This window comes from Roseomonas sp. CECT 9278, from assembly GCF_918698155.1.
Taxonomy (GTDB): Bacteria; Pseudomonadota; Alphaproteobacteria; order Acetobacterales; family Acetobacteraceae; genus Neoroseomonas.
Map to the genome: position 1 here is coordinate 1 of NZ_CAKKLX010000027.1, position 22053 is coordinate 22053.

General features: G+C 73.3%; 22 protein-coding genes. 10 read left to right on the forward strand and 12 right to left on the reverse strand.

Annotated features, from left to right (window positions below; genetic code table 11):
- From LQ222_RS16895 to fabG, 5 genes are all read left to right on the forward strand, one after another.
- Positions 1–802, forward strand: an 802-nt coding sequence (locus LQ222_RS16895) for an MMPL family transporter (protein ID WP_230168008.1), incomplete at its 5' end; no start/stop codon positions are given.
- Between the two features lie 5 nt (positions 803–807).
- Entirely contained in the window at positions 808–1992 is a 1185-nt protein-coding gene (locus LQ222_RS16900; protein WP_230168009.1) for a beta-ketoacyl-ACP synthase, read from the forward strand.
- Positions 1989–2777, forward strand: a complete 789-nt coding sequence (locus LQ222_RS16905; protein ID WP_230168010.1) for a beta-ketoacyl synthase chain length factor — start codon at positions 1989–1991, stop codon at positions 2775–2777. Before LQ222_RS16900 ends, LQ222_RS16905 begins: the two co-directional genes overlap by 4 nt.
- Positions 2774–3199, forward strand: coding sequence for a phosphotransferase (locus tag LQ222_RS16910; protein ID WP_230168011.1), 426 nt, complete (start codon positions 2774–2776; stop codon positions 3197–3199). Before LQ222_RS16905 ends, LQ222_RS16910 begins: the two co-directional genes overlap by 4 nt.
- Entirely contained in the window at positions 3199–3909 is a 711-nt protein-coding gene (fabG, locus tag LQ222_RS16915) for a 3-oxoacyl-ACP reductase FabG (RefSeq protein ID WP_230168012.1), read from the forward strand. The genes LQ222_RS16910 and fabG overlap by 1 nt, the downstream gene beginning before the upstream one ends.
- A 97-nt stretch (positions 3910–4006) precedes the next feature.
- Here fabG and LQ222_RS16920 read toward each other — a convergent pair whose 3' ends face one another.
- Together LQ222_RS16920 and LQ222_RS16925 are read right to left on the reverse strand one after the other, a co-directional pair.
- Entirely contained in the window at positions 4007–4483 is a 477-nt protein-coding gene (locus tag LQ222_RS16920; RefSeq protein ID WP_230168013.1) for a hypothetical protein, read from the reverse strand.
- Positions 4480–5268 carry a glycosyltransferase family 2 protein gene (locus LQ222_RS16925; protein WP_230168014.1) on the reverse strand — a complete coding sequence of 263 codons (789 nt, stop codon included), beginning with the start codon at positions 5266–5268 and terminating at the stop codon, positions 4480–4482. The genes LQ222_RS16920 and LQ222_RS16925 overlap by 4 nt, the downstream gene beginning before the upstream one ends.
- A gap of 60 nt (positions 5269–5328) precedes the next feature.
- Here LQ222_RS16925 and LQ222_RS16930 point away from each other — a divergent pair, with 60 nt between their 5' ends.
- Positions 5329–6852 (forward strand): NAD(P)/FAD-dependent oxidoreductase, encoded by a 1524-nt coding sequence (locus tag LQ222_RS16930; RefSeq protein WP_230168015.1) that lies wholly within the window; start codon positions 5329–5331, stop codon positions 6850–6852.
- A gap of 9 nt (positions 6853–6861) precedes the next feature.
- Here the strand turns inward: LQ222_RS16930 and LQ222_RS16935 are convergent, their stop codons facing one another.
- Complete coding sequence (locus tag LQ222_RS16935) at positions 6862–7524, reverse strand: YdcF family protein (protein WP_230168016.1); 663 nt, start codon at positions 7522–7524, stop codon at positions 6862–6864.
- Complete coding sequence (locus tag LQ222_RS16940; RefSeq protein WP_230168017.1) at positions 7521–8495, reverse strand: alpha/beta hydrolase; 975 nt, start codon at positions 8493–8495, stop codon at positions 7521–7523. Before LQ222_RS16940 ends, LQ222_RS16935 begins: the two co-directional genes overlap by 4 nt.
- Before the next feature lie 205 nt (positions 8496–8700).
- Between LQ222_RS16940 and LQ222_RS16945 the strand changes: the two genes are divergently transcribed.
- The 4 genes from LQ222_RS16945 to LQ222_RS16960 all read left to right on the forward strand — a co-directional run bounded on the left by LQ222_RS16945 (position 8701) and on the right by LQ222_RS16960 (position 15367).
- Positions 8701–8913: a zinc-finger domain-containing protein gene (locus LQ222_RS16945; protein ID WP_374202172.1), complete on the forward strand. Its 213-nt coding sequence runs from the start codon at positions 8701–8703 to the stop codon at positions 8911–8913.
- Positions 8903–11752: a DNA polymerase I gene (gene polA / locus LQ222_RS16950; RefSeq protein WP_230168019.1), complete on the forward strand. Its 2850-nt coding sequence runs from the start codon at positions 8903–8905 to the stop codon at positions 11750–11752. Before LQ222_RS16945 ends, polA begins: the two co-directional genes overlap by 11 nt.
- Positions 11753–11754: 2 nt before the next feature.
- Positions 11755–12972 carry an MFS transporter gene (locus LQ222_RS16955; RefSeq protein ID WP_230168020.1) on the forward strand — a complete coding sequence of 406 codons (1218 nt, stop codon included), beginning with the start codon at positions 11755–11757 and terminating at the stop codon, positions 12970–12972.
- 148 nt (positions 12973–13120) lie between these two features.
- Complete coding sequence (locus tag LQ222_RS16960; protein ID WP_230168021.1) at positions 13121–15367, forward strand: ATP-binding protein; 2247 nt, start codon at positions 13121–13123, stop codon at positions 15365–15367.
- Between the two features lie 148 nt (positions 15368–15515).
- Here LQ222_RS16960 and LQ222_RS16965 read toward each other — a convergent pair whose 3' ends face one another.
- The 8 genes from LQ222_RS16965 to LQ222_RS17000 all read right to left on the reverse strand — a co-directional run bounded on the left by LQ222_RS16965 (position 15516) and on the right by LQ222_RS17000 (position 22034).
- Positions 15516–15929, reverse strand: a complete 414-nt coding sequence (locus tag LQ222_RS16965; protein WP_230168022.1) for a DUF2237 family protein — start codon at positions 15927–15929, stop codon at positions 15516–15518.
- 9 nt (positions 15930–15938) lie between these two features.
- Positions 15939–16307: a gamma-butyrobetaine hydroxylase-like domain-containing protein gene (locus LQ222_RS16970; protein ID WP_230168023.1), complete on the reverse strand. Its 369-nt coding sequence runs from the start codon at positions 16305–16307 to the stop codon at positions 15939–15941.
- 4 nt (positions 16308–16311) lie between these two features.
- A complete protein-coding gene (locus tag LQ222_RS16975; protein WP_230168024.1) occupies positions 16312–16509 on the reverse strand; it encodes a Trm112 family protein in 198 nt (65 codons plus the stop codon).
- 86 nt (positions 16510–16595) lie between these two features.
- Positions 16596–17264 (reverse strand): LON peptidase substrate-binding domain-containing protein, encoded by a 669-nt coding sequence (locus tag LQ222_RS16980; RefSeq protein WP_230168025.1) that lies wholly within the window; start codon positions 17262–17264, stop codon positions 16596–16598.
- Positions 17265–17281: 17 nt separating this feature from the next.
- Complete coding sequence (locus LQ222_RS16985; RefSeq protein ID WP_230168074.1) at positions 17282–18223, reverse strand: tetratricopeptide repeat protein; 942 nt, start codon at positions 18221–18223, stop codon at positions 17282–17284.
- 118 nt (positions 18224–18341) lie between these two features.
- Entirely contained in the window at positions 18342–19727 is a 1386-nt protein-coding gene (locus LQ222_RS16990; protein ID WP_230168026.1) for an L-serine ammonia-lyase, read from the reverse strand.
- A gap of 201 nt (positions 19728–19928) precedes the next feature.
- The gene (locus LQ222_RS16995; RefSeq protein ID WP_230168027.1) at positions 19929–20996 is read right to left on the reverse strand and encodes a LacI family DNA-binding transcriptional regulator; all 1068 of its coding nucleotides are present in this window, start codon (positions 20994–20996) and stop codon (positions 19929–19931) included.
- Positions 20997–21071: 75 nt separating this feature from the next.
- Positions 21072–22034, reverse strand: coding sequence for a tripartite tricarboxylate transporter substrate binding protein (locus LQ222_RS17000; RefSeq protein WP_230168028.1), 963 nt, complete (start codon positions 22032–22034; stop codon positions 21072–21074).
- Between the last annotated feature and the right edge of the window lie 19 nt (positions 22035–22053).

The following is a 22053-nucleotide window of genomic DNA, read 5'->3' on the forward strand; positions in this document are numbered from 1 at the left end:
CTTCCTGCCGAGCGCCGCGACGCAGGCCGCGCGCCTGGCCGCGCTGCCCGACCCGGCGGCGCTGGCGGCGCGCCTGGCCGCCGCGCGCGCGGGGCTGCCCTTCCGCCCCACCGCCTTCGATCCCTTCCTGGCCGATGTCGCGGCGGCGCGCGGCTTGGCGCCACTGACGCCGGAGGGGCTTGCCGATGCCCCGCTGCTCGCCGCGCGGATCGCCCCGCTGCTGCGCCGCGAAGGCGATGGCTGGCGCGCCCTGCTGCTGCCCACGGAGCTGCGCGACCTGGCCGCGCTGCGCGCCGCCGCCGCCGGCGTGCCCGGCTTGCTGGTGGTCGACATCAAGGCGGAGACCGAGGCGCTGGTCGCCACCCATACCGGCGCCGCGCTGCGTTGGGGCCTGCTGGGGGGCGTGGCGGTGCTGGTGCTGCTGGCGGCCGGGCGGGGCGTGCTGGCGGGGGCCCGGATCGCCCTGGCGCTGGCCGGGGCGCTGCTGCTGACCTTCGCCGCGCTGGCGGCGCTGGGCGAGGCGATCACGCTGTTCCACCTGACCGCGGCGCTCTTGCTGGCGGGCGTGGGCATGGACTATGCGCTGTTCATGTCACGTTCCGAGAACAGCGACCGGGAGGAGGCGGCCCGGGCGCTCGGGTCGGTGATCACCTGCATGGTGACCACGCTGCTGACCTTCGGCCTGCTGGCGCTGTGCCGCACGCCGGTGCTGCACGCCACTGGGCTGACCGTCACGATCGGCGTGGCCTGCGCTTTCCTGCTCGCCTGCGCGCTGGCGCCGCGGCGGAGCGCGCCCATCTGACCGCCATGACACCGTTGCGGATCACCGCCATCACCGCGACCAGCGCCATGGGGGTGGGGCTGGCGGCGATGCGCGCGGCGCTGCACGGCCGGCGCGGCGGCCTCGCACCCTGCGCCCTGCCGGCCATGCCGCCCGGCATCTGGATCGGCCGCGTGCGGGAGGCCGAGGCGATCGACCCGCCGCCGCCGCTCGGGGCCTTCGCCTGCCGCAACACGCGGCTGGCGGAACTCGCGCTGCGCCAGGATGGCTTCGTGGCGGCGGTCGATGCAGCAGTGGCGCGGCACGGCGCGGGACGGGTCGCGGTGGTGCTCGGTACCTCGACCTCCGGCATCGAGGAGACCGAGCGCGCCTGGGCGCGCGCCGGCGCCGATCGCGCGCTGACCGGCTACGACTACGCGCGCACGCACGACCTGCATGCGCTGCCGCGCTACGTGCGCGCGCGGCTCGGGCTGGCGGGGCCGTGCGTGTCGATCTCCACCGCCTGCACCTCCGGCGCGCGGGCCTTCCTCGATGCCGGCACGCTGATCGCGGCGGGCCTGGCGGATGCCGCCGTGGTGGGCGGGGCGGATACGCTGTGCCGCCTCACGCTGCACGGATTCGGATCGCTGGAACTGCTGGCGAAGGGACCGACCCGGCCCTGCGCCGAGGATCGCGACGGCATCTCGATCGGCGAGGCGGCGGCCTTCGCGCTGCTGGAACGCGCCGGGCCCGGCGATGCCGGTGCGCTGGCGCTGCTCGGCGCCGGGGCGTCGTCGGATGGTCACCACATGTCCTCGCCGCAGCCGGACGGGCATGGCGCGGTGGCGGCGATGCAGGGCGCGCTGGACAGCGCCGGGCTGGCGCCGGGGCAGATCGGGTACGTCAACATGCACGGCACCGGCACGCGGGCGAACGATGCCATGGAGGACCGCGCCATCGCGCGGCTGTTCGGCGATGCGGTGCCGTGTTCCTCCACCAAGGGCTGGACCGGGCATACGCTCGGCGCCTCCGGCGCGCTCGAGGCCGCGGTCGCGGCGATCTGCGTCGAGGACGGGCTGGTGCCGGGCTGCCTGGGCGTGGCGCGGCCGGACCCGTCCTTCACGGCGCGCATCGCCGTGGCCAATGCCGCCGCGCCGGTCGACCGCGTGCTGTCCAATTCCTTCGGCTTCGGCGGCAGCAATTGCGCGCTGGTGATCGGGCGGCTGGCGTGACGCTGGCGGTCGGGATCGCCGGCATCGGGGTGCTGGCGCCGGGCATGGCCGGCTGGGCGCAGGCGGCGCCGGTGCTTGCCGGGCGGGCGCCCTACGATCCCGCGCCGCTGGTCCCGCCCGCGCCCACGCTGCTGCCCGCGACCGAGCGGCGGCGCACCGGGCCCTCGGTGCGCCTGGCGCTGGCGGTGGCGACCGAGGCCGTGCAGGCCAGCGGCCTGGCGCCGGAGGAGCTCGACACCGTCTTCGCCAGTTCGAATGGCGAGGGCCAGGTCATCACCTCGATCCTCGAGGCGCTGCATGCGGATGGCGGCGCCATCTCGCCGACGCAGTTCCACAATTCCGTGCACAACGCGGCGGCGGGGTATTGGGGGATCGCGGTCGGATCGTCCCGGCCATCGGTCAGCCTGGGCGGGCATGACGGCGTGTTCGGCACCGGGCTGCTGCAGGCCGCGGCGCAGGTGGTGGCGGGCGGGCGCGCGGTGCTGTTCGTCGCGCATGACGTGCCGATGCCGCCCCCGCTCGATGCGCTGCGGGTCACCACCGAGCCCTTCGCGCTGGCCCTGGTGCTGGTGCCCGGCGCCGGCCGCCACGGCGCGCTGGGCCTGACGCCGCAGGACGGCGCGGCGGCCCTGCCGGACCTGCCGGGCGGGTTGCGCGCGCTGCGCGATGCCAACCCGGTGGCGCGCGCGCTGCCCCTGCTGGCGGCGCTGGCCGGCGGCGCCGCCGCCACGCTGGACCTGCCGATGCTGGATGACGCGCGGCTGCGCGTGGCCTTCGCGCCATGACGCTGCCGCAGACCCGCGCGGCCATCGCGCGCCTCATTCCCCATCAGGGCGCGATGTGCCTGCTGGAGAGCGTGTCGGCCTGCGACGCCGAACGCATCGCCTGCGCCAGCGCCACGCATCGCGACCCCGGCCATCCGCTGCGCCGCGACGGCGCGCTGCCGGCGATCTGCGGCGCCGAATACGGCTTGCAGGCGATGGCGCTGCATGGCGCGCTGACCGCCGGCGCGCCGCAGCCCGCCGGCTTCGTCGCGGCGCTCGCGGGGGTCGAGCTGGCGGCCGAACGGCTTGACGACGTGCCGGGCGCGCTGGAGGTGACCGCCACCGCGCTGTCGCGCGAGACGCGCGGCTTCATCTACGCCTTCGCGGTGGCCGGCGGCGGGCGCGTGCTGGTGTCCGGGCGCGGCACCGTGGTGCTGGCGTGATGCGTGCAATCCGCGCATTGGTGACAGGCGGGACCAGCCCGCTGGGCGGCGCGATCTGCCGCGCGCTGGCGCGCGACGGGCACCAGGTGATCGTGCATGGCCACGCCAATCCCGACCGTGCCGCGGCGCTGGCGGCGGAGCTCGGCGGCAGCAGCACGATCTTCGACATCGCCGACCACGACGCCACGCGCATGGCCTGCGAGGCGCTGCTCGACTCCGGCCCGATCCAGGTGCTGGTGCACAATGCCGGCGCGCATGACGACGTGCCGATGGCGGCGATGACGCAGGCGCAGTGGCAGCGCGTGATCGGCGTGTCGCTGGATGGCTTCTTCCACGTGGCGCGGCCGCTGCTGCTGCCGATGATGGGCACGCGCTTCGGGCGGATCGTCGCGATGTCGTCGGTGTCGGCCATCATGGGCAATCGCGGCCAGGCGAACTACGCGGCGGCCAAGGCCGGGCTGATCGGGGCGGTGCGCGCGCTGTCGCTGGAATGCGCGCCGCGCGGCGTCACGGTGAATGCGGTGGCGCCGGGGCTGATCGACAGCCCCGCCATCGCCGCCGCCGTGCCGCCCGAGGCGGTGAAGCAGATGGTGCCCGCGCGCCGCCTGGGCCGGCCCGAGGAAGTGGCCGACCTTGTCGCGTTCCTCTGCTCGGACCGCGCCGGCTACATCACCGGCCAGACGGTGTCGATCAATGGCGGGATGGCGTGATCGCGTTTCGTGCCCTCAGGCGCCGGGCGCGGCCCCTGGCCGCTTGGCTTTCGCCGAAGTCCCCGCCGGGCGGCAGGTCGATCCTGAGCGACGGGCGCTATTCGTAGCTGACCACCGGCCCCGAGGCCGGCACCGCGTCGCTGCCGCCGCGCCCGCCGCCCGAGACCGGCAGCCCCGCGCCGCTGCCCTGCAGGATGGCGCGTTCCAGCGCCTGCACGCGGTCATTGTAGGCCGAGTGGATCTGCGCCCCGTTGTAGTCGAGGTTCACGCTGTTCACGTAGCGGATGGTGAAGGTGCGGATGTCGAAGGAGATGTCGACCGTCATCTGGTGGCTGCGCCAGGTATTGGTGGCGCGCAGCAGACCCGGGCGCATGGACTGCACCGACCAGCCGCCCTGGGAGGCTGCGGCGCGGCGGATCAGCGCCTCGCGCTCCGCCAGGCTGCCGCGCCCCTGGAACTGGCCATTGGCGCTTTCGTAGATCGGCTGGGCGCGGCAGGCGCCCAGGCCGATGCCGGCGCCGAGGGCGATCAGCACCGGTGCAAAGCTGCGCAGCGTGGAACGGCGATCGATCACGGCTTCGGTCCCTTCTCCATGCCCGGGCGGGTGGCCAGGCTGCGATAGAGCCCGGCCGGATCCATCCCGCGGGCGAACAGCTTGCCCGCCACCATCATCACGATGCCGGCGATATCCGCAACGGGCCTGAAATGGCTGGCCCGCCGCAGCGTGCCCGCATAGAGCGCGGGGATATCCGCCGCCACCGTGGTGATGCCCTGGCGCGCCGCGTCGATCAGGATCTCGCTTTCGAACGAAAAGCGCCGTGCGCGGCCCTCGTAGCGGTCCAGTTCCGTCAACGCCGCCACCGGGTAGATGCGAAAGCCTGACTGGCTGTCGGCCACCGGATGCCGCGCCGCCCAGGAGATCCAGAAATCGGCCACCCGGTTGGCGCGCCGGCGGGCAGCCGGCTGGCCCTGCGCGTGGCGGCGCGACCCGAGGACGATGCGGTCCGGCCGTGCCAGGGCGGCCAGGCGGGGCAGGTCCTCGGGCCGGTGCTGGCCGTCGCCGTCCAGCGTCGCGACGAAGGCGGCGCCGCGCGCGATGGCGGCGCGCATGCCCCGGCGCAGCGCCGCGCCCTTGCCCTCATTGGCGGGGGCGGCGATCAGCTCGGCCCCGGCATTGGCGGCGATGGCGCCGGTGCCGTCGGTCGATCCGTCATCGACCACCAGCGGCACGATGCCGGGCAGCGTGGCGCGGATGCGCCCGACCAGCGCGGCGATGGTTGCCGCTTCCTGGTAGGCGGGCACCACCACCGTCAGGCCCGGCGGCAGCGGCGAGGGGTCCGTGGCGGTTGCTTCGGTCACTGCTTGTCGTGTGAAATGGTGGCCCCACCCTACGACTGAAGCGTCCCGGAACCCAGGGCCATGCCGCTCGATGCCTCGCCGACCCCGCTGGTGGGGGAGACCGCCTGCGACGTGCTGATCATCGGCGGCGGGCCGGCGGGGTCCACGGCGGCCACGCTGCTGGCCGAGAAGGGCCGCCGCGTGGTGATGCTGGAGAGGGACCGCCACCCGCGCTTCCACATCGGCGAGAGCCTGCTGCCGCTCAACCTGAAGGTGTTCGAGCGCCTGGGCGTGACGGACGAGGTCGCGGCGATCGGGGTGCACAAGCCCGGTGCGCGCTTCGTCTCGGACGAGCACGGCAAGCACACTGCCTTCTCCTTCGCGGCCGGGTTGAACCAGGACTACACCTATTCCTACCAGGTGCGGCGCAGCAGCTTCGACGAGGTGCTGTTCCGCCGCGCGCAACGCGCCGGCGCCGATGCGCGCGAGGGGATGCGGGTGTTGGATGTCGCGCTGGAAGCGCGCGGGAGAGGTGCGCTGGAAGCGCGCGGGGGAGGTGCGCTGGAAGCGCGCGGGAGAGGTGCGCTGGAAGCGCGCGGGGGAGGTGCGCTGGAGGCGCGCGGGAGAGGTGCGCTGGAAGCGCGCGGGAGCGGCGCGCTGGATGCGCCGGGCGGCCATCGCGTCACGGCGCGCGACGAGGCCGGCGCCATCCACGCCTTCCGCGCGCGCTTCGTGATGGATTGCTCGGGCCGCGACACGGTGCTGGCCAGCGCGATGGGCAGCAAGGCGCGCAACCCGCACAACAACACCGCGGCGCTGTATGGCCATTTCCGGGGTGTCGCGCCGTTCGGCGCGCGGGACGATAGCGCGCCGCTCAGTGCGCCGGACACAGGTGCTCCGCTCGGCGCCGCCGAGGACGGCAACATCACGATCCACCTGTTCGACGAAGGGTGGTTCTGGATGATCCCGCTGCCCGACGGCGTGATGAGCGTGGGCGTGGTCTCCAACCCCGGCTTCTTCAAGCGCCGGCGCGGCGAACCGCGCGAGTTCTTCCTGGAGACGCTGCGCGCCGTGCCCTCCGTCGCGCGCCGCATCGCCGATGCGGAGCTGGTCTCGGACGTCACCACCACGGGCAACTACTCCTATGCGTCGACGGTGATGCACGGGGATGGCTGGCTGATGGCCGGCGATGCCTATGCCTTCATCGACCCGGTCTTCTCCTCGGGCGTGCTGCTGGCGATGGCGAGCGCCGAGATGGGCGCCGACGTGGCCGATGCCTGGCTGGATGACCCGGCGCGCGCCGCGCCGATGGCCCGCGCCTTCGAAGCGAAGGTGAAGCGGGCGATCGGATCGCTGTCCTGGCTGATCTACCGGATCAACACGCCGGTGCTGCGCGACATGTTCATGGAACCGCGCAACCGGTTCCGCATGCGCGAGGGCCTGGTCAGCCTGCTGGCCGGCGATGTCCACACCAATGCCAACCGGCAATTGCCGGTGCTGGCGTTCAAGGGCGCGTTCTACGCGCTGTCCCTGGCCTATCGCCTGGGCTACCGGCTGCGCCCGGAAGGCTTGGTGCGGGTGCGCGCCGCGGCACCGGCGCCATAGCGCGGCGCGTCACGCGCCGATCCGTTCGAGCCAGGCCCGCCGCCGCAACACGCGCGACAGCCAGCGGCCGGTCACGTACCAGTGCACCATGAAGCCTTCCAGCAGCAGCCGCGCCAGGTCGGGCCGATAGGCCGGCTCGGCCGCCACCGGCGCGGGGTCCAGGCCCAGGCCACGCGCCGTGATCAGCGCGCGGTGCAGGTGCAGGCGGCTGGTGACCAGAGCCTCGGCGGCTGCGGCGGGATGCGCGGCGCGGTGGTTCGCCAGGTTCTCGATGGTGTGGCGGGAGGCGGTCTCGACGCCGATCCGCGCGGTGTGCAGGCCGCGCGCGACCAGCCAGTCGCGGCCGGCCTCGGCCTCGGCGGGCGCGCCCGGCGTGGTCTGGCCGCCCAGCACCAGCACGCGTGCGGCGGGGGCGGCCGACGCCAGCGCCAGCGCGCGCTCCAGCCGCGCGGCGAAGGCGGCGGACACCGCGCCGCCAGACAGCCGATGGCCGAGCACCACGATGCGCGCCGGCGGCCAGGGCGGCGCGGTGCCGGCATCTCGCGCCGCGCGCCGCACCGCGCGGGCCGCCAGCAGCGGCGCGAGGCCCATCGTCAGCACCGCCCCCAGCAGCGCCGCCGCCAGCGTGATCGCCCCGTCATGGCCGAGGAACGGCGGCGGCCGCGCCGTCACGCCGCCAGCCAGGCGCGGGCGGCGGCCTCGGCGCCCGAGGGCAGGATCGCGCGCCGGTCGGCCGCCCAGGCGGTGATGTCGCCGGCCACCAGCGCGCCCTGCGTGTCGCGCAGCAGCATGTGATAGCCGCCGGGGTAGAAGCCGATCCGCTGCGCCCCGTCCGGCGGCAGGGTGGCCAGCAGCCGGCGCGTCGGGCCGGCCGGCACCAGGCGGTCGCGGCCGCCATAGAGCAGCAGCGCGGGCGCCTGGAAGCGCGGCGCCGCGGCCACCGCCGCATCCATCAGGTCGACCAGCCCGGCCAGCGCATCGACCCGCGTGTGGCGGATCAGCAGCGGGTCGCGCGACCAGCGCTGCCAGGCGGCGATGTTGTCGGTCGGCTGGAAACCCGGCGCGGAATTGGCGAATCCCATCATGGGCACCACCGTGACCAGCGCATCGAGCATGCCGCGGGCGAACCAGCCCAGGCTGGCGCGCCCGACCACCGCGGGGGCCAGCAGGACATAGCCATCGACCGGCGGCGGGCTGGCCGAGGCGCCGGCCACCAGCAGCACGGCGCCGCCCATGCTCTCGCCCATCAGCACCAGCGGCACGCCGGGGTGGCGGGCGCGGACCAGGCGGGCGGCCTGGGTGGCGTCGGCGGCCATGGTCTCGTGCCCGGCCCAGATGCCGCGGTTGGGGGACCCGCCGAAGCCGCGCTGGTCGTAGGCATAGAGCGCGACGCCCTGGCTGGTGAACCACGGCGCGGCGTCCTCGGCGAAGGCGCGGGCGTGTTCGTTCATGCCGTGCAGGCCGATCACCACCGCGCGCGGCGGGCTGGGCGGCAGCCAGGCATGGAGCGGCAGGCGGGCGCCATCGGGCATGACCAGCGCGTCGTCGGCGATGCCCGGGGGGATGACGGGCGGGCCCATCGGCGCGCGGGCCGGCGTGCAGGCCGGCAGCGCCAGGCCCGCGAGCACCGCACGGCGCGGCAAGGTCGCCCGCCCTCCGCCATCAGTCCCCAACGGCCAAAAAAAGGAGGGGGATCGGGGGAGTTCCCTCCCCTGACCTTCCTTCTTCGCGCCTTCGTCCTGCCCGGTCATCCTGCGGCTGATGCTACCTGCCCCCAGGCTGGCCCGCCACGCTTGCCGCGACTATGCTGCCGGGCCTGTGACGAGGACCACGATGCGCGACCCCCTGATGACCGGATACGGCCCGAAATTCGTGGAGGGCCTGACCCCCGACCAGCGCGTCGAGGTGCACGCCCGCAAGGTCGCCTGCGACGGCGAGGCGGCGGGTGCGCTCGGCCACCCGCGCATCTGGCTGCATATCGACGACCACGAGGTCACCTGCCCCTATTGCTCGATCACCTACGTGCTCGCGCAGGGCGCGGGCGAGGATCATGGCCACTGACGGCGGCGCGGTGACGGCGGAGGCCGCCGGGCCGCTCGCGCCCGTCGCCCCCGGCGAACGCCACCTGATCCTGGTGGACGGGTCCGGCTACATCTTCCGCGCCTATCACGCGCTGCCGCCGATGACGAACCCCGAGGGCGTGCCGGTGAATGCCGTCTATGGCTTCACCACCATGCTCTCGCAGTTCCTCACGCGGCATGCCGGCAGCCACATCGCCGTGGTGTTCGACGCGCACCGGCTGAATTTCCGCAACGACATCTACCCCGACTACAAGGCGCATCGCCCCGACCCGCCCGAGGACCTGGTCCCGCAATTCGCGCTGATCCGCGACGCGACCGATGCGCTGGGCGTGTGCAAGGCGCAGCTGGAGGGCTTCGAGGCGGACGACCTGATCGCCGCCTATGCCAAGGCGTATCTCGCGGAGGGGCCGGGGCTGGTCACCATCGTGTCGTCCGACAAGGACCTGATGCAGCTGGTGCGGCCGGGCGTGCAGCTGCTCGACCCGATCAAGCAGAAGCCGATCCGCGAGGCGGAGGTCTTCGAGAAATTCGGCGTCACACCCGACAAGGTGGTCGAGGTCCAGGCGCTGGCCGGCGATTCCACCGACAACGTGCCGGGCGTGCCGGGCATCGGCATCAAGACCGCGGCGCAGCTGATCAACGAATACGGCGACCTCGAAGCCCTGCTGGCGCGCGCCACCGAGATCAAGCAGCCCAAGCGGCGCGAGGCGCTGATCGAGAACGCCGAGAAGGCGCGCATCTCCCGCCGCCTGGTGCTGCTCGACGAGGACGCGCCGCTGCCCTGCCCGATCGCGGACATGGTCGCGCGGCCGCCCGCCGATGGCAGGCTGGAAGGCTTCCTGCGCGCGATGGGCTTCCGGTCGCTGCTGGCGCGCATGGGCAAGCTCGGCGAGGGCAATGACCCGCCACGCCGTGGCGCCCCGCCCGCGGCATTGCGCCACGCGCCCACGGCCGGGCCGGTCGCGCCGGACCTCGCCGCGCCCTTCGGCGCCTATGACTGCGTGACCACCGAGGACGCCCTGGCGCGCTGGATCACGGATGCCACCGCGGCGGGCGTGGTCGGGCTGGATACCGAGACCGACAGCCTGGATGCGCGGCGTGCGAAGATGGTCGGCTTCTCGCTGGCCGTCGCCCCGGGCCGCGCCTGCTACGTCCCGATCCGCCATGGCGATACCGGCGACATGCTCTCCGGCCCCGCGCCGGAGCAGATCGCGCCGGAACGCGCCTTCGCCCTGCTGCGCCCGCTGCTGGAAGACCCCAGCGTGCTGAAGGTGTTCCAGAACGCGAAATACGACCTGGAGGTGATGGCGCGCGAGGAAAACGGCGGCTTCGCCACCATCGCGCCGATCGACGACACCATGATGCTGTCCTACGCCATGGAGGCCGGCCGGCACGGGCATGGCATGGACGAGCTGTCGGTCCTGCACTTCAACCACGCCCCCATCAAGTTCGACGAGGTGACCGGCACCGGCAAGGCACGCATCCCCTTCGGCCTGGTCGCGCTGGACCGCGCCACCGCCTACGCCGCCGAGGATGCCGACGTCACGCTGCGTCTGTGGCTGCTGCTGAAGCCGCGGCTGCGCGAGGATGGCGCGCTTGCCACCTATGAACAGGTCGAACGCCGCATGATCGGCGTGCTGCGCGACATGGAAGCCGCCGGCATCAAGGTGGATGGCGCGGAGCTCGCGCGCATCGGCGAGGATTTTTCCCAGCGGCTGGTCGTGCTGGAAAAGCAGATCCACACCCTGGCCGGGCGCGAATTCAATGTCGGATCGCCCAAGCAACTCGGCGAGATCCTGTTCGACGAGATGAAGCTGTCGGGCGGGCGCAAGGGCAAGACCGGTGCCTATTCCACCGATGCGGCGGTGCTCGATGAATTGGCCGCGCAGGGGGTGGAACTCGCGTCCCGCGTGCTGGAATGGCGCCAGCTGGCCAAGCTGAAATCCACCTATGTCGAGGCGCTGGCCGCGCAGATCGACCCGGTGGACCGGCGCGTCCATACCTCCTACGGCATGGCGGGGACGTCGACCGGGCGGCTCTCCTCGAACGACCCGAACCTGCAGAACATCCCGATCCGCTCGGAGGAAGGGCTGCGCATCCGCCGCGCCTTCGTCGCCGAACCGGGCCATGTCCTGCTCGCGGCCGACTACAGCCAGATCGAACTGCGCCTGCTCGCGCACCTGGCCGATGTGCCGACGCTGCGCGAGGCCTTCGAAAACGGCGAGGACATCCACGCCCGCACCGCGGCGGAAATCTTCCACCTGGAGCCGGGCCGCGTCGACAAGGAAGCGCGCCGCCGCGCCAAGATGATCAATTTCGGCATCATCTACGGCATGTCGGCCTTCGGCCTGGCGACGCGCCTGGGCATCCCGCCCGGCGAGGGCCGCACCATCATCGACGCCTATTTCGCCCAATACCCCGGCATCCGGCAGGAGATGGAACGCTGCAAGGAGGAAGCCCGCATCCACGGCTTCGTCCGCACCCCCTTCGGCCGCAAGCTCTGGATCCCCGACATCGCCACCAAGGACCCGGTGCGCCGCGCAGGAGCCGAACGCGCCGCCATCAACGCCCCCTTCCAGGGCGGCGCCGCCGAGATCATCAAGCGCGCCATGGTCCGCCTGCCCCGCGCCCTGCGCGAGGCTGGCCTGTCCGCGCGCATGCTGCTCCAGGTGCATGACGAACTGGTATTCGAAGTGCCGGACGCCGAGGTCGAAGCAACCTCCGCCGTGGTGAGGGACGTCATGGAATCGGTCGCCGTGCTGCGCGTGCCCTTGTCGGTCGAGATCGGCACCGGCCAGTCCTGGGCCGAGGCGCACTGACCATGGCCGCCGGCTGGACCGCCGACGAACGCCGCACGCTGATGCAGATCTGCGCGGCGCATTTCGTCAGCCACGTGCACTACCTGGTGATCCCGCCGCTGTTCCCGCTGCTGCGCGAGAGCCTTGACGTCTCCTACGTGGAGCTCGGGCTCGCGCTGACCGCCTTCAACGTCGTGTCCTTCTTCGTCCAGGCGCCGATGGGCTTCGTGGTGGACCGCGCCGGGCCGCGGCGGATGCTGGCGGCGGCGCTGATGCTGGGCGGGCTGTCCTTCATCCTGCTCGGGCTGACCGGCACCTATGCCTGGCTGATCGCCGCGGCGGCCATGGCGGGGCTGGCCAACAGCGTCTACCACCCGGCGGACTATGCCATCCTGGGGTCCTCGATCGCCGAGGAACGGGTCGGGCGGGCCTTTTCCATCCATACCTTCGCGGGCTTCCTCGGCGGGGCGATCGCGCCGGCCTTCGTGCTCGGCATCGCCGCCTGGCAGGGCATGTCGGCGGCGCTGATCGCGGCCGGGCTGCTCGGGCCGCTGGCGGCGCTGCCGCTGCTGCTGGGCAGCGCACCGGTGGCCGCGCCGCGCGTGGCCATGGCCAAGGCAGCAGCCAAGGCCGGCGGTGTGCGCGCCGTTCTCACGCCAGCGGTGCTGGCGATGATGCTGTTCTTCGTCACCCTCGCGATGTCCAACGGCGCCATCCAGAACTTCTCGGTCGCCGCCTGGGTCGATGGGCAGGGCCTGTCGCTGACCCTGGCGAATGCGGCGCTGACCGCCTTCCTGTTCGCCTCCGCCGGCGGCGTGCTGTTCGGCGGCATCGTCGCCGACCGCACGCGCAACCATGGGTTGGTGGCGGCCGGCGGGTTCGGCTCGGCCGCCGCGCTGGTGCTGCTGGTGGGCAGCGGCGCCATTCCCGGCCTGGTGCTGGTGCCGGTGATGGCGGCGGCGGGGTTCCTGTCGGGCATGATCATGCCATCGCGCGACATGCTGGTGCGCGCCGCCGCCCCGCCGGGCCAGGCGGGGGCGGTGTTCGGCATCGTCTCGACCGGGTTCAACCTCGGCGGCATGGTTGGGCCGCTGCTGTTCGGCTGGCTGCTCGATGGCGGGCAGCCGCGGCTGGTGTTCTTCGGCGCGGCGGGGTTCATGCTGCTGACCGCGCTGATGGCACTCGCGCAGGAGTGGCGGCTGCGGCGCCGGCGTCGCCTGGCCCCGGCCCCCGCCGAATAGCGCAACCGCAGCGAGGCCTTGATCGCCGCAGGCCGGATGCGGCAGCCTGCGCGCTGCCGTGGCCGGGCCGGGGGCGGAACGGCAGCCCATCCCGCGCGCCTGCCATCCCCGTCGTGGTCCCCGGGGTCGCGGCGAAACGCGCGATAGGATGATTCGCAACGCGGCGATGATCGAGGACAAGGCCCGGTTGGACACGGCGGCACCACGCACAGGACGCAGCAGGCCGGCGCCGATCTCCGCGGTGATCGTCCTGGTGCTCGCGGTCGCCATTCCCCTGGGGCTGATGGCGCTGCTGACCAGCCAGGACCGCGCGCAGGCGCGCGACGCGGCGAAGCGCGACACCACCACCGCCGCCACCATCGCGCGCGAACACGCGCTGCGCGTGCTGCAGGCCGGCGGCGCGGCGCTCGACCGCCTCGATGACCTCACGGCCAACCTGAACTGGGCGCAGATCCAGGCGCGGCGCACGCCCCTGCAGGGCGACCTGCGGCGCCTCGAACAGGCGCAGCCGGAGGATATCGCGCTGGTGCTGGTGCGCCCCGACGGGCGCGCCGTGGTGGCAGGGCGGGGCGAACCGGCGCCGCTCGCGGACCTCTCCGGCCTCGATGGCATCCGCGCGGTGCGCGAGGGGCAGCGCGGCCTGCTCTTCGACCCGGCGCCACGCGATGTCTTCGGTGAGGGCGCCGGGCTGCTCATCGCGCGCGGACGCGCCGCCGAGGGCCGCCCGCCCGACGGCACGCTGCTTGGCGTGCTGAAGGCGGAGACCTTCCTTGGCGAATGGGACAGGCTGAGCCAGGGCCAGGGCCGCTTCGCGCTGCTGCGCTGGGATGGGCTGACGCTGCTGCGCCAGGGTGGCGGCCCGATGCCGGTGCTCGGCGCGCGCGACCCGCTGCGCCTGGCGATCGCGCAGGGCGACCAACGGCCGGTCACCGCCGATCCCTTCGGCGACGGCGCGCCGCAGCTGGTCGCCTGGCAGCGCGTGGGCGACCTGCCGGTGTTCGTCGCCTATGCGGTGCCGCTCGCGCGGGTGCAGCCGACCATGGGCACGCAGTTCGGCCCGAACGCCGCGCTGGCCGGGGGGCTGGCGCTGGCGCTGCTGTTCGCCGCCTGGCGCATCTGGCTGGGCTCCCGCAGCACCGTCCAGACGCTGGACCGGCTGGAATCCAACGCTGCCGAGCTGCGCGCCGAGATCGCCCGGCGCGAGGTGGCGGAGGAAAGCCTGCGCAACGCGCAACGCATGGAGGGCCTCGGCCGACTGACCGGCGGCGTGGCGCACGACTTCAACAATCTGCTGACCGCCATCCTGGGCACGGCGCGCGCGCTGGAACGGCACCTGGGCCCACGCGCCGACGAACGCACCAAGCGGCTGCTGGCGGCGACCGTCACGGCGGTGGATCGCGGCGCGCGGCTGAATGCCAGCCTGCTGGCCTTCGCGCGGCGGCAGCCGCTGACGCTGACCAATGTCGATGCCAATGCGCTGCTGCGGGACTTCCTGCCGCTGCTGCGCCGCGCGCTCGATGAAAGCGTGACGGTGGAGCTTTCGCTCGACCAGAAGCTGCCGGCCTGCAGCGCCGATGCGGCGCAGTTGGAAGCGGCGCTGCTCAACCTCGCGATCAATGCGCGCGACGCCATGCCGCGCGGCGGCAAGCTGCGCGTGCTGACGCGCCGCGCCTGGCTGCAGGAACAGGCGCTGGCCGGCAATACCGAAGCACAGCCCGGCCCCTATGTGGCGATCGAGGTGCGCGACACCGGCACCGGCATGCCGCCCGAGGTGCGCGAACGCGCCTTCGAACCCTTCTTCACCACCAAGGGCCCGGGCCAGGGGACGGGCCTCGGCCTGTCGCAGGTCTTCGGCTTCGTGCGCCAGATCGGCGGGCATGTGGCGATCCAGTCCGCACCCGCGCGCGGCACCACGGTCACGCTGTATTTGCCGCTGGGGTCGGCCACCGACAACGCCGTGGGCGGCACCGCGGCGCCGCCGCGCATCCACGCCAATTCCGGCATCGGCTGGTCGGTGCTGGTGGTCGAGGACGAACCGGCGGTGCGCGCCGTGGCGGTGGACATGCTGCAGGATGCCGGCTTCGCGGTGCTGGCGGCGCCCGATGGCCCGACGGCGATCGCGCTGCTGAAGGAAGGCGCGCAGGCCGACATCCTGTTCTCGGACGTGGTGATGCCGGGGGGGATGACCGGCGTGGATTTGGCGCGCGAGGCGCGGCGGCTGCGGCCGACGATCGGCGTGCTGCTGGCCTCGGGCTACGCGGCGGAGGCGCTGGCCGAGCACGGCGGCGCCGGCGAATTCGAACTCATCGGCAAGCCCTACGACGTCGAGACCGTGCTCACGCGGATCGCGGCACAACGGCCGACGCGGGCGCTGCCGAAGGTGCCGGCGGCGTAGCGCGGAGCGCGATCAGACGGCGCGATCCGGTCGGGTGACGCCGCGCGCGAGGAGAGCGTCTGGAAGCGCGGTCCTGATGCACGGCGAGCGCACCTGGCTCCCGCGCGGATCACTCCCGGACCGGGGCCTCAGCGCGATCTGCTCCGGCTCACGCCCCGTCGACGATCGCGTGCGCCGCCAGATGCGCGCGCGTCGTCACCCGCAACGCCGCCTCGTGCGTCGCTTCGAGCAACACCTTCGGCGCGGCACCCGCCTGCCGCGCTTCCTCCCAGCGCGCCGCACACAGGCACCAGCGGTCGCCCGGCTTCAGCCCCGCGAAGCCGTAATCCGGCCGCGGCGTCGAGAGATCGTTGCCGGCCGCCTGGCTGAAGGCGAGGAATTCGGCCGTCATCTCCGCGCAGACCACATGCAGCCCGTGGTCGTGCGGACCGGTATTGCAGCAGCCGTCGCGGAAAAAGCCGGTCAGCGGCGCCACCGAACAGGGCAGCAGCACGCCGCCCAGCACGTTGCGCGCGGCGGGCCTGCCGCCACCCCCGCCGTCACGCCGGAACACGTCATCCATCGCGCGCCCTCAGGCCCGCCGCGGGGGTTCGCGCGACAGGCCGCGCGCGCCGAGTTCCGCCAGATACGTCGACCACCGCGCCTCCTGCTCCGCCCCCAGCGTCCGCAGGTAGTCCCAGGAATAGATCCCGGTATCGTGCAGGTCGTCGAAGACGATCCGCACCGCGTAGTTGCCGACCGGCTCCACCCGCAGGATGCCGACATGCCGCCGCCCGGCGACGATCACCTTCTGGCCGGGACCATGGCCCTGCACCTCGGCGCTCGGGCTCTCGACGCGCAGGTATTCGGCCGGCAGCCGGTAGCGCGCGCCATCGGCAAACGCGACCTCCAGCAACTGCTCCGCGCGCTTCAGGCGGATCTCGGTCGGTGCGCCGGACATGCGCTCAGCCGTCGAGCTTGCGGGCCTCGTCCGGCAGCATGATCGGGATGCCGTCGCGGATCGGATAGGCCAGGCCGGCGCGCTCGCTGATCAGCTCGCCCTTCTCGCGATCATAGCGCAGCGGCCCCTTGGTCACCGGGCAGACCAGGATCTCCAGCAGGCGGGGATCGACCGTGCCGCCGTTGGGGGATGTCTCGGACATCGTGTTCGTCCTGCTTCGCGGCGGCCGCGCGGGCGCCGGGGTGGTGGGGGCCGGGGCGGGCGCGGCGCCCGTCCCCGGCGGGGAAATCAGCTCGGCCGGGCGTCGGAAGGCGGCGCATTCGCCGCCGCCCCCATGCGCATCAGCGCGACCAGCATCCGCGCCCGCTCGCCGCAATCCGGCGCCTCGAGCAGCGCCTGCTTCTCCGGCGGCTCGAAGGGGCAGACCATGGACAGGGTGGTGACCAGCATGTGGTCGGCGGTCTGTTCGATGGCCTCCCAGTTCGCCTCGATGCCGCGCGCCCGGAAATACAGCTTCAGCGCGCCCAGCAGTTCGGCGCGGTCGACCTCCGGCGCGGCATCCTCCAGCACGAGGTCCGCGGCGAATTCGGCATAGTCGGCCCGCACGCGGCGATACCCGCCCGGGGCCAGCGCCATCTCCTCGGCGATGCGGAAACGCAGCAACCCGGTCAGGGTGATCAGCAGCCGCCCGTCATCCGTCTCGCTGAAGGATGACAGCCGACCCAGGCAGCCGATGCGGTACAGCACCGACCCGCCGGGCCCCTTCGGCGCCCGCGGATCGGGCTGCGCCATGCCGAACATCCGGCCATTGGCCAGGCTGTCGATGATCATCGCGAGGTAGCGCGGTTCGAAGATGTTCAGCGGCAGCCGCCCCTGCGGCAGCAGCAGCGCGCCCGAGAGCGGGAAGACCGCGATCTCCCGCGGCAGGTCGGCCAGGCGTGGATGGAAGGGGAGCATCGGCGCCTGGCGCCCCTTCAGCGGAACAACAGGCCGGCGAGCTTGCGCCGGCCCGCCTTGCTGGCCGGGTCGTCGAAGCCCCAGGCCTCGAAGAACTTCAGCAGCTGCTTGCGCGCGGCTTCCTCGTTCCAGGCGCGGTCGCGGCGGATCGCCTCGATCAGCGCATCGACCGCGGCCTCGCGGTTGTCGGCGGCATTGAGCGCGATCGCGAGGTCGATGCGCGCGGCGTGGTCGTCGGGGTCGGCGGCCAGGCGGGTCTCGAACTCGGCCAGCATCGACCGGGCGCGGCGGCCCTCGACCTCCAGCTCGATGGCGCTGCGCGCGGCGGTGACCTCGGCGGCCTCCTTGATCTTGGCGGGCGCGCTGTCGAGCACGGCCAGCGCCTGGTCCTCCTCGCCCAGCGCCAGCAGCGCGCGGGCCACGCCGGCCAGCGCCTTGGCGTTCTCGGGCTCCTGCTGCGACACCGCGCCGAACAGCTCGAGCGCGGCGGCGTGGTCGCCGGCGGCGACGGCGGCCTCGGCCTCGGCCATCAGGTCGGCGCCCGGCATCTGGCCGCCGGCGGCCTTGAGCAGGCCCTCGACGAAGCGCTTCACCTCGCTCTCGGGCAGCGCGCCCTGGAACAGGTCCAGGATCTGGCCCTGCCAGAAGGCGACCACGGTGGGCACCGACTGCAGCGGCAGGCCCATCTGGGTCAGCTGCTGGACCAGCTGGCGGTTCTTGTCGATGTCGATCTTGACCAGGCGGACACGCCCGCCCGCGGCCTTGACCACCTTCTCGATCGCCGGGGTCAGCGTCTTGCAGGGGCCGCACCAGGTCGCCCAGAAATCGACCAGCACCGGAACCTCGCGGGACGCCTCGATCACGTCCGGCATGAAGGTCTTCTGGTCGCCATCCTTGATGATGCCGTCGGCGGCAGCACCGGGGCCGGCCTGGCGGGCGGGGTCGAACAGCACTTCCATGTCAGGCATTCCTCAGCTCTTGACGCATAGATGCGCCCTCCGGCGCGCGGCACAAGGCGTTTAGGCCGGGGGTGAGGCGGGAGGGAAGCCCCGCGGGGGGTGCGGGCGGCCACCCGCATCAGCACTGCACGACGTTCACCGCCAGCCCGCCCAGCGACGTCTCCTTGTACTTGTCGGACATGTCGAGGCCGGTCTGGCGCATGGTGGCAATCACCTGGTCCAGGCTGACCAGGTGCGTGCCGTCGCCATGCAGCGCCAGCCGCGCCGCGTTGATCGCCTTCACCGCGCCGATCGCGTTGCGTTCGATGCAGGGCACCTGCACCAGCCCCGCCACCGGGTCGCAGGTCAGCCCCAGATTGTGTTCGAGCCCGATCTCGGCGGCGTTCTCGACCTGCGCGTTGGTTCCGCCGAGTGCCGCCGCCAGCCCCGCCGCGGCCATGGCGCAGGCCGACCCGACCTCGCCCTGGCAGCCGACCTCGGCCCCCGAGATCGAGGCGTTGCGCTTGATGATGGCGCCGATCGCCGCGGCCGCCAGCAGGAAGGTCTCCGCCCCCGCCGTGTCCGCCCCCGGCACGAAATGGTCGTGGTAGCGCAGCACGGCGGGAATGATGCCGGCGGCGCCATTGGTCGGCGCGGTGACCACGCGCCCGCCCGCGGCGTTCTCCTCGTTCACCGCAAGCGCCCACAGGTTCACCCAGTCCATGGCGCCGAGCGGGTCGGCTTCGTTGCGGCGCGCGCGCGCCTCCAGCCGGCGCACCAGGTCCGGGGCGCGGCGGCGCACGCGCAGGCCGCCGGGCAATTCGCCCTCGGTGCGCAGGCCGCGGGCGATGCAGGCGGCCATCGCGGCGCGGATGCGGGCGATGCCGGCCGAGACCTCGGCCGCGCCGCGCTGGCTCACCTCGTTGGCGCGCATCAGGCCGGCGATGGTCAGCCCGGCGGCGGCGGCCTGGCGCAGCAATTCCGCGGTGTCGTGGAAGGGATGCGGCACGGCGCCGGCCACCGGCGCATCGGTCGCGAGCGGCGCGCCGCCGCCATCCACCACGAAGCCCCCACCCACCGAATAGTAGGTCCGCACCACGCCCGGCCCGCTCCCGGCCAGGGCCGACAGGCGCATCCCGTTGGTGTGCAGCGGCAGCGAGTCGCGCCGATGGAACACGATGTCGGCCTGCGGGTCGAAGCCGATGCGCCGCCCATCCGGCAGCGCCAGGCGCCGCTGCGCCCGCACCTGCTGCACCAGCGCCGCCGCGTCGTCCGGGTCCAGCGTGTCCGGCCGTGCCCCGGCCAGGCCCAGGATGATGGCCGCATCCGTCGCATGGCCCTTGCCGGTGAGCGCCAGCGAGCCGAACAGCTCGGCGCGCAGGCCATCGATCGGCGCCGCGGGGTCGAGCCCGGCGACGAAGGCCGCGGCCGCGACCATCGGCCCGACCGTATGGGAGCTGGAGGGACCGACACCGATCCGGAACAGGTCGAACAGGCCGATCCAGGGGGTGGCCGATCGGGTCATCGAGACCGACGCTAAAGCAGATGCCGGCCGGATGGAATCATCCGATCGGGCGCGGATGCGCCTGGCGACCGGGCGTTGCGGCGCGCCGGCCCGGCACCGGACCGCTCCCCCCACGAGCCTGTCCTCGATGGGTGGCCGGTTGGTGAGCAGGCCCGTGCCGGCCGCGCGTGTGCGGCTGAAGGCGCAGTCCCGAACCGGCTGTCAGGTGCTCGCGCGCTGGATGATCTCGAAGCCCAGGTCGACGCGCACGCGCTCCTGCGAACGGCCGGCGATGCGGTCGAGCAGGATCTCCGCGCTGCGCCGCCCGACCTCGCGCCGCGGCAGCCGCACCGTGGTGATGCCCGGGTTGAGATGCCGCAGCAGGTCGACATCGTCGAAGCTCGCGATAGCGATGCGCCCGGGCACCGCCACGCCGCGGCGCTGGCATTCCAGCAGCGCCCCCACCGCCAGCACGTCGCCGGCGAAGAACACCGCATCGACCGCCGGCGTGATCTCGAGCAGGCGCATGATCGCCTCGCAGCCCGAGGGCAGGCCCGGCGGCATCTCCAGCATGATGCGCGGGTCGGCGGGCAGGCCGGCCTCGGCCAGCGCGGCGGCATGGCCGCGGCGGCGTTCCAGCGAGCGTTCGTTGTTCGCCAGCGGCAGCGTGACCAGCGCGATGCGCCGATAGCCCAGCCGCACCAGGTGCAGCGTCATGGCCCGCGCCGCATCCACGTTCGAATAGCTCACCACCATGTCGAGCGGATCGTCGGCCAGCGTGCCGTTCTCGACCACCGGCACGCCGGACCGCCGGATCAGCGCGCGCAGCGCCGGGGTATGGGTGGTGTTGTGCAGCACCAGCCCCGCCACGCGCTGCGCCAGGAAGGCGGTGACCAGCGCCTCCTCCTCCTGCGGGCTATAGGCGCTGTCGGCGACCATCAGGTGGTACCCGTGCCCGTGCAGCACGTCGGAGATGCCCTGGATGGTGTCGGAGAACAGCGTGTTGCGGATGCTCGGCACCACCAGCCCCGCGACATTGGATCGGCTGGAGGACAGGCTCCCGGCCAGCCGGTTCGGCACGTAGCCGATGGCGCCGACCGCTTCCTCGACACGCCGGCGGATCGCCGGCGAGACGCGGTCGGGCGTGTTCAGCGCGCGCGACACGGTCATGGCCGAGACGCCGGCGCGCTCGGCCACGTCGCGCATGCGGATCGCGCCCTCGCCGGGCCTGGCGCGGCGCTTCCGCCCGTCCTCGCCGGCCGCCTGGCCCGGCGGCCTGCCGTCATCCATGGGTCGAATCGGTCTCCTGTCGCGCCGCCCCCTTCATAGGGCGCGCGCCGCCCCGACCGCCACGGCGGGCAGCGATCATTCGACCGCGATCCGCGCCTCGCGCACCACGCGGCCGATCGTATCCATGTCGCGGCGCAGCAGCGCGCCCATCTCGGCCGGCGTGCCGCCGACGACCAGCGAGCCGAGGTCGAGCAGCCGTGCGCGCCCCTCCGGCGTGCCCACGATGGCCATGAACTCGCGGTTCAGCCGGTCCACCACCGGCGCGGGCATGCCGGCCGGGCCGATCACCGCGTACCACTCCACGATGTCGAAGCCGGGCAGCGCGGCCTCGGCGATCGAGGGCACGTCGGGCAGGTAAGGCTGGCGCCGGGCCGAGGTGACGCCGAGCGCCCGCAACGCGCCCGAGCGCACATGCGGCAGGGTCGAGCTGCCGTTGCCGAACATCAGCTGGATCTCGCCCGCCACCAGCGCCGCGATGGCCGGCCCGCCGCCGCGATAGGGCACGTGCACCATGTCGATGCCGGTCATCAGCTTGAACATCTCGCCCGAGATAGGCACTGCCGATCCGATGCCGGGCGACCCGAAGGACAGCTTGCCCGGATTGGCGCGGCCATAGTCGATCAGCTCGCGCACGCTGTGGACCGGCAGGCTCGGATGCACCGCCAGGATATTCGCCACATCCGCCAGGTGCAGGATCGGCGTGACGTCGTTGACCGGGTGATAGGACTGGCGCGTCAGCAGCGCGGCCGAGACCAGCGTGCTGGTGACGATGCCGATGTTGTGGCCATCCGGCGCCGAGCGCAGCAGCTCGGCGGTGCCGATCGCGCCGGAGGCGCCGCCGCGGTTCTCGATCACCACGCTCTGGCCCAGCGCGGCCGACAGCGGCGGCTGGATGATCCGCGCCAGGATGTCGGTGGTGCCGCCCGGCGGCCAGGGGATCACCATGCGGATCGGTCGCGCCGGCCAGGCCTGCGCCATCGCGAGCCCCGGCAGCGCGAGCGTCGCGGCCGTGACCGCCAGGATGTCCCGTCGTTTCATGTCGTTTTCCTCCCTGGGT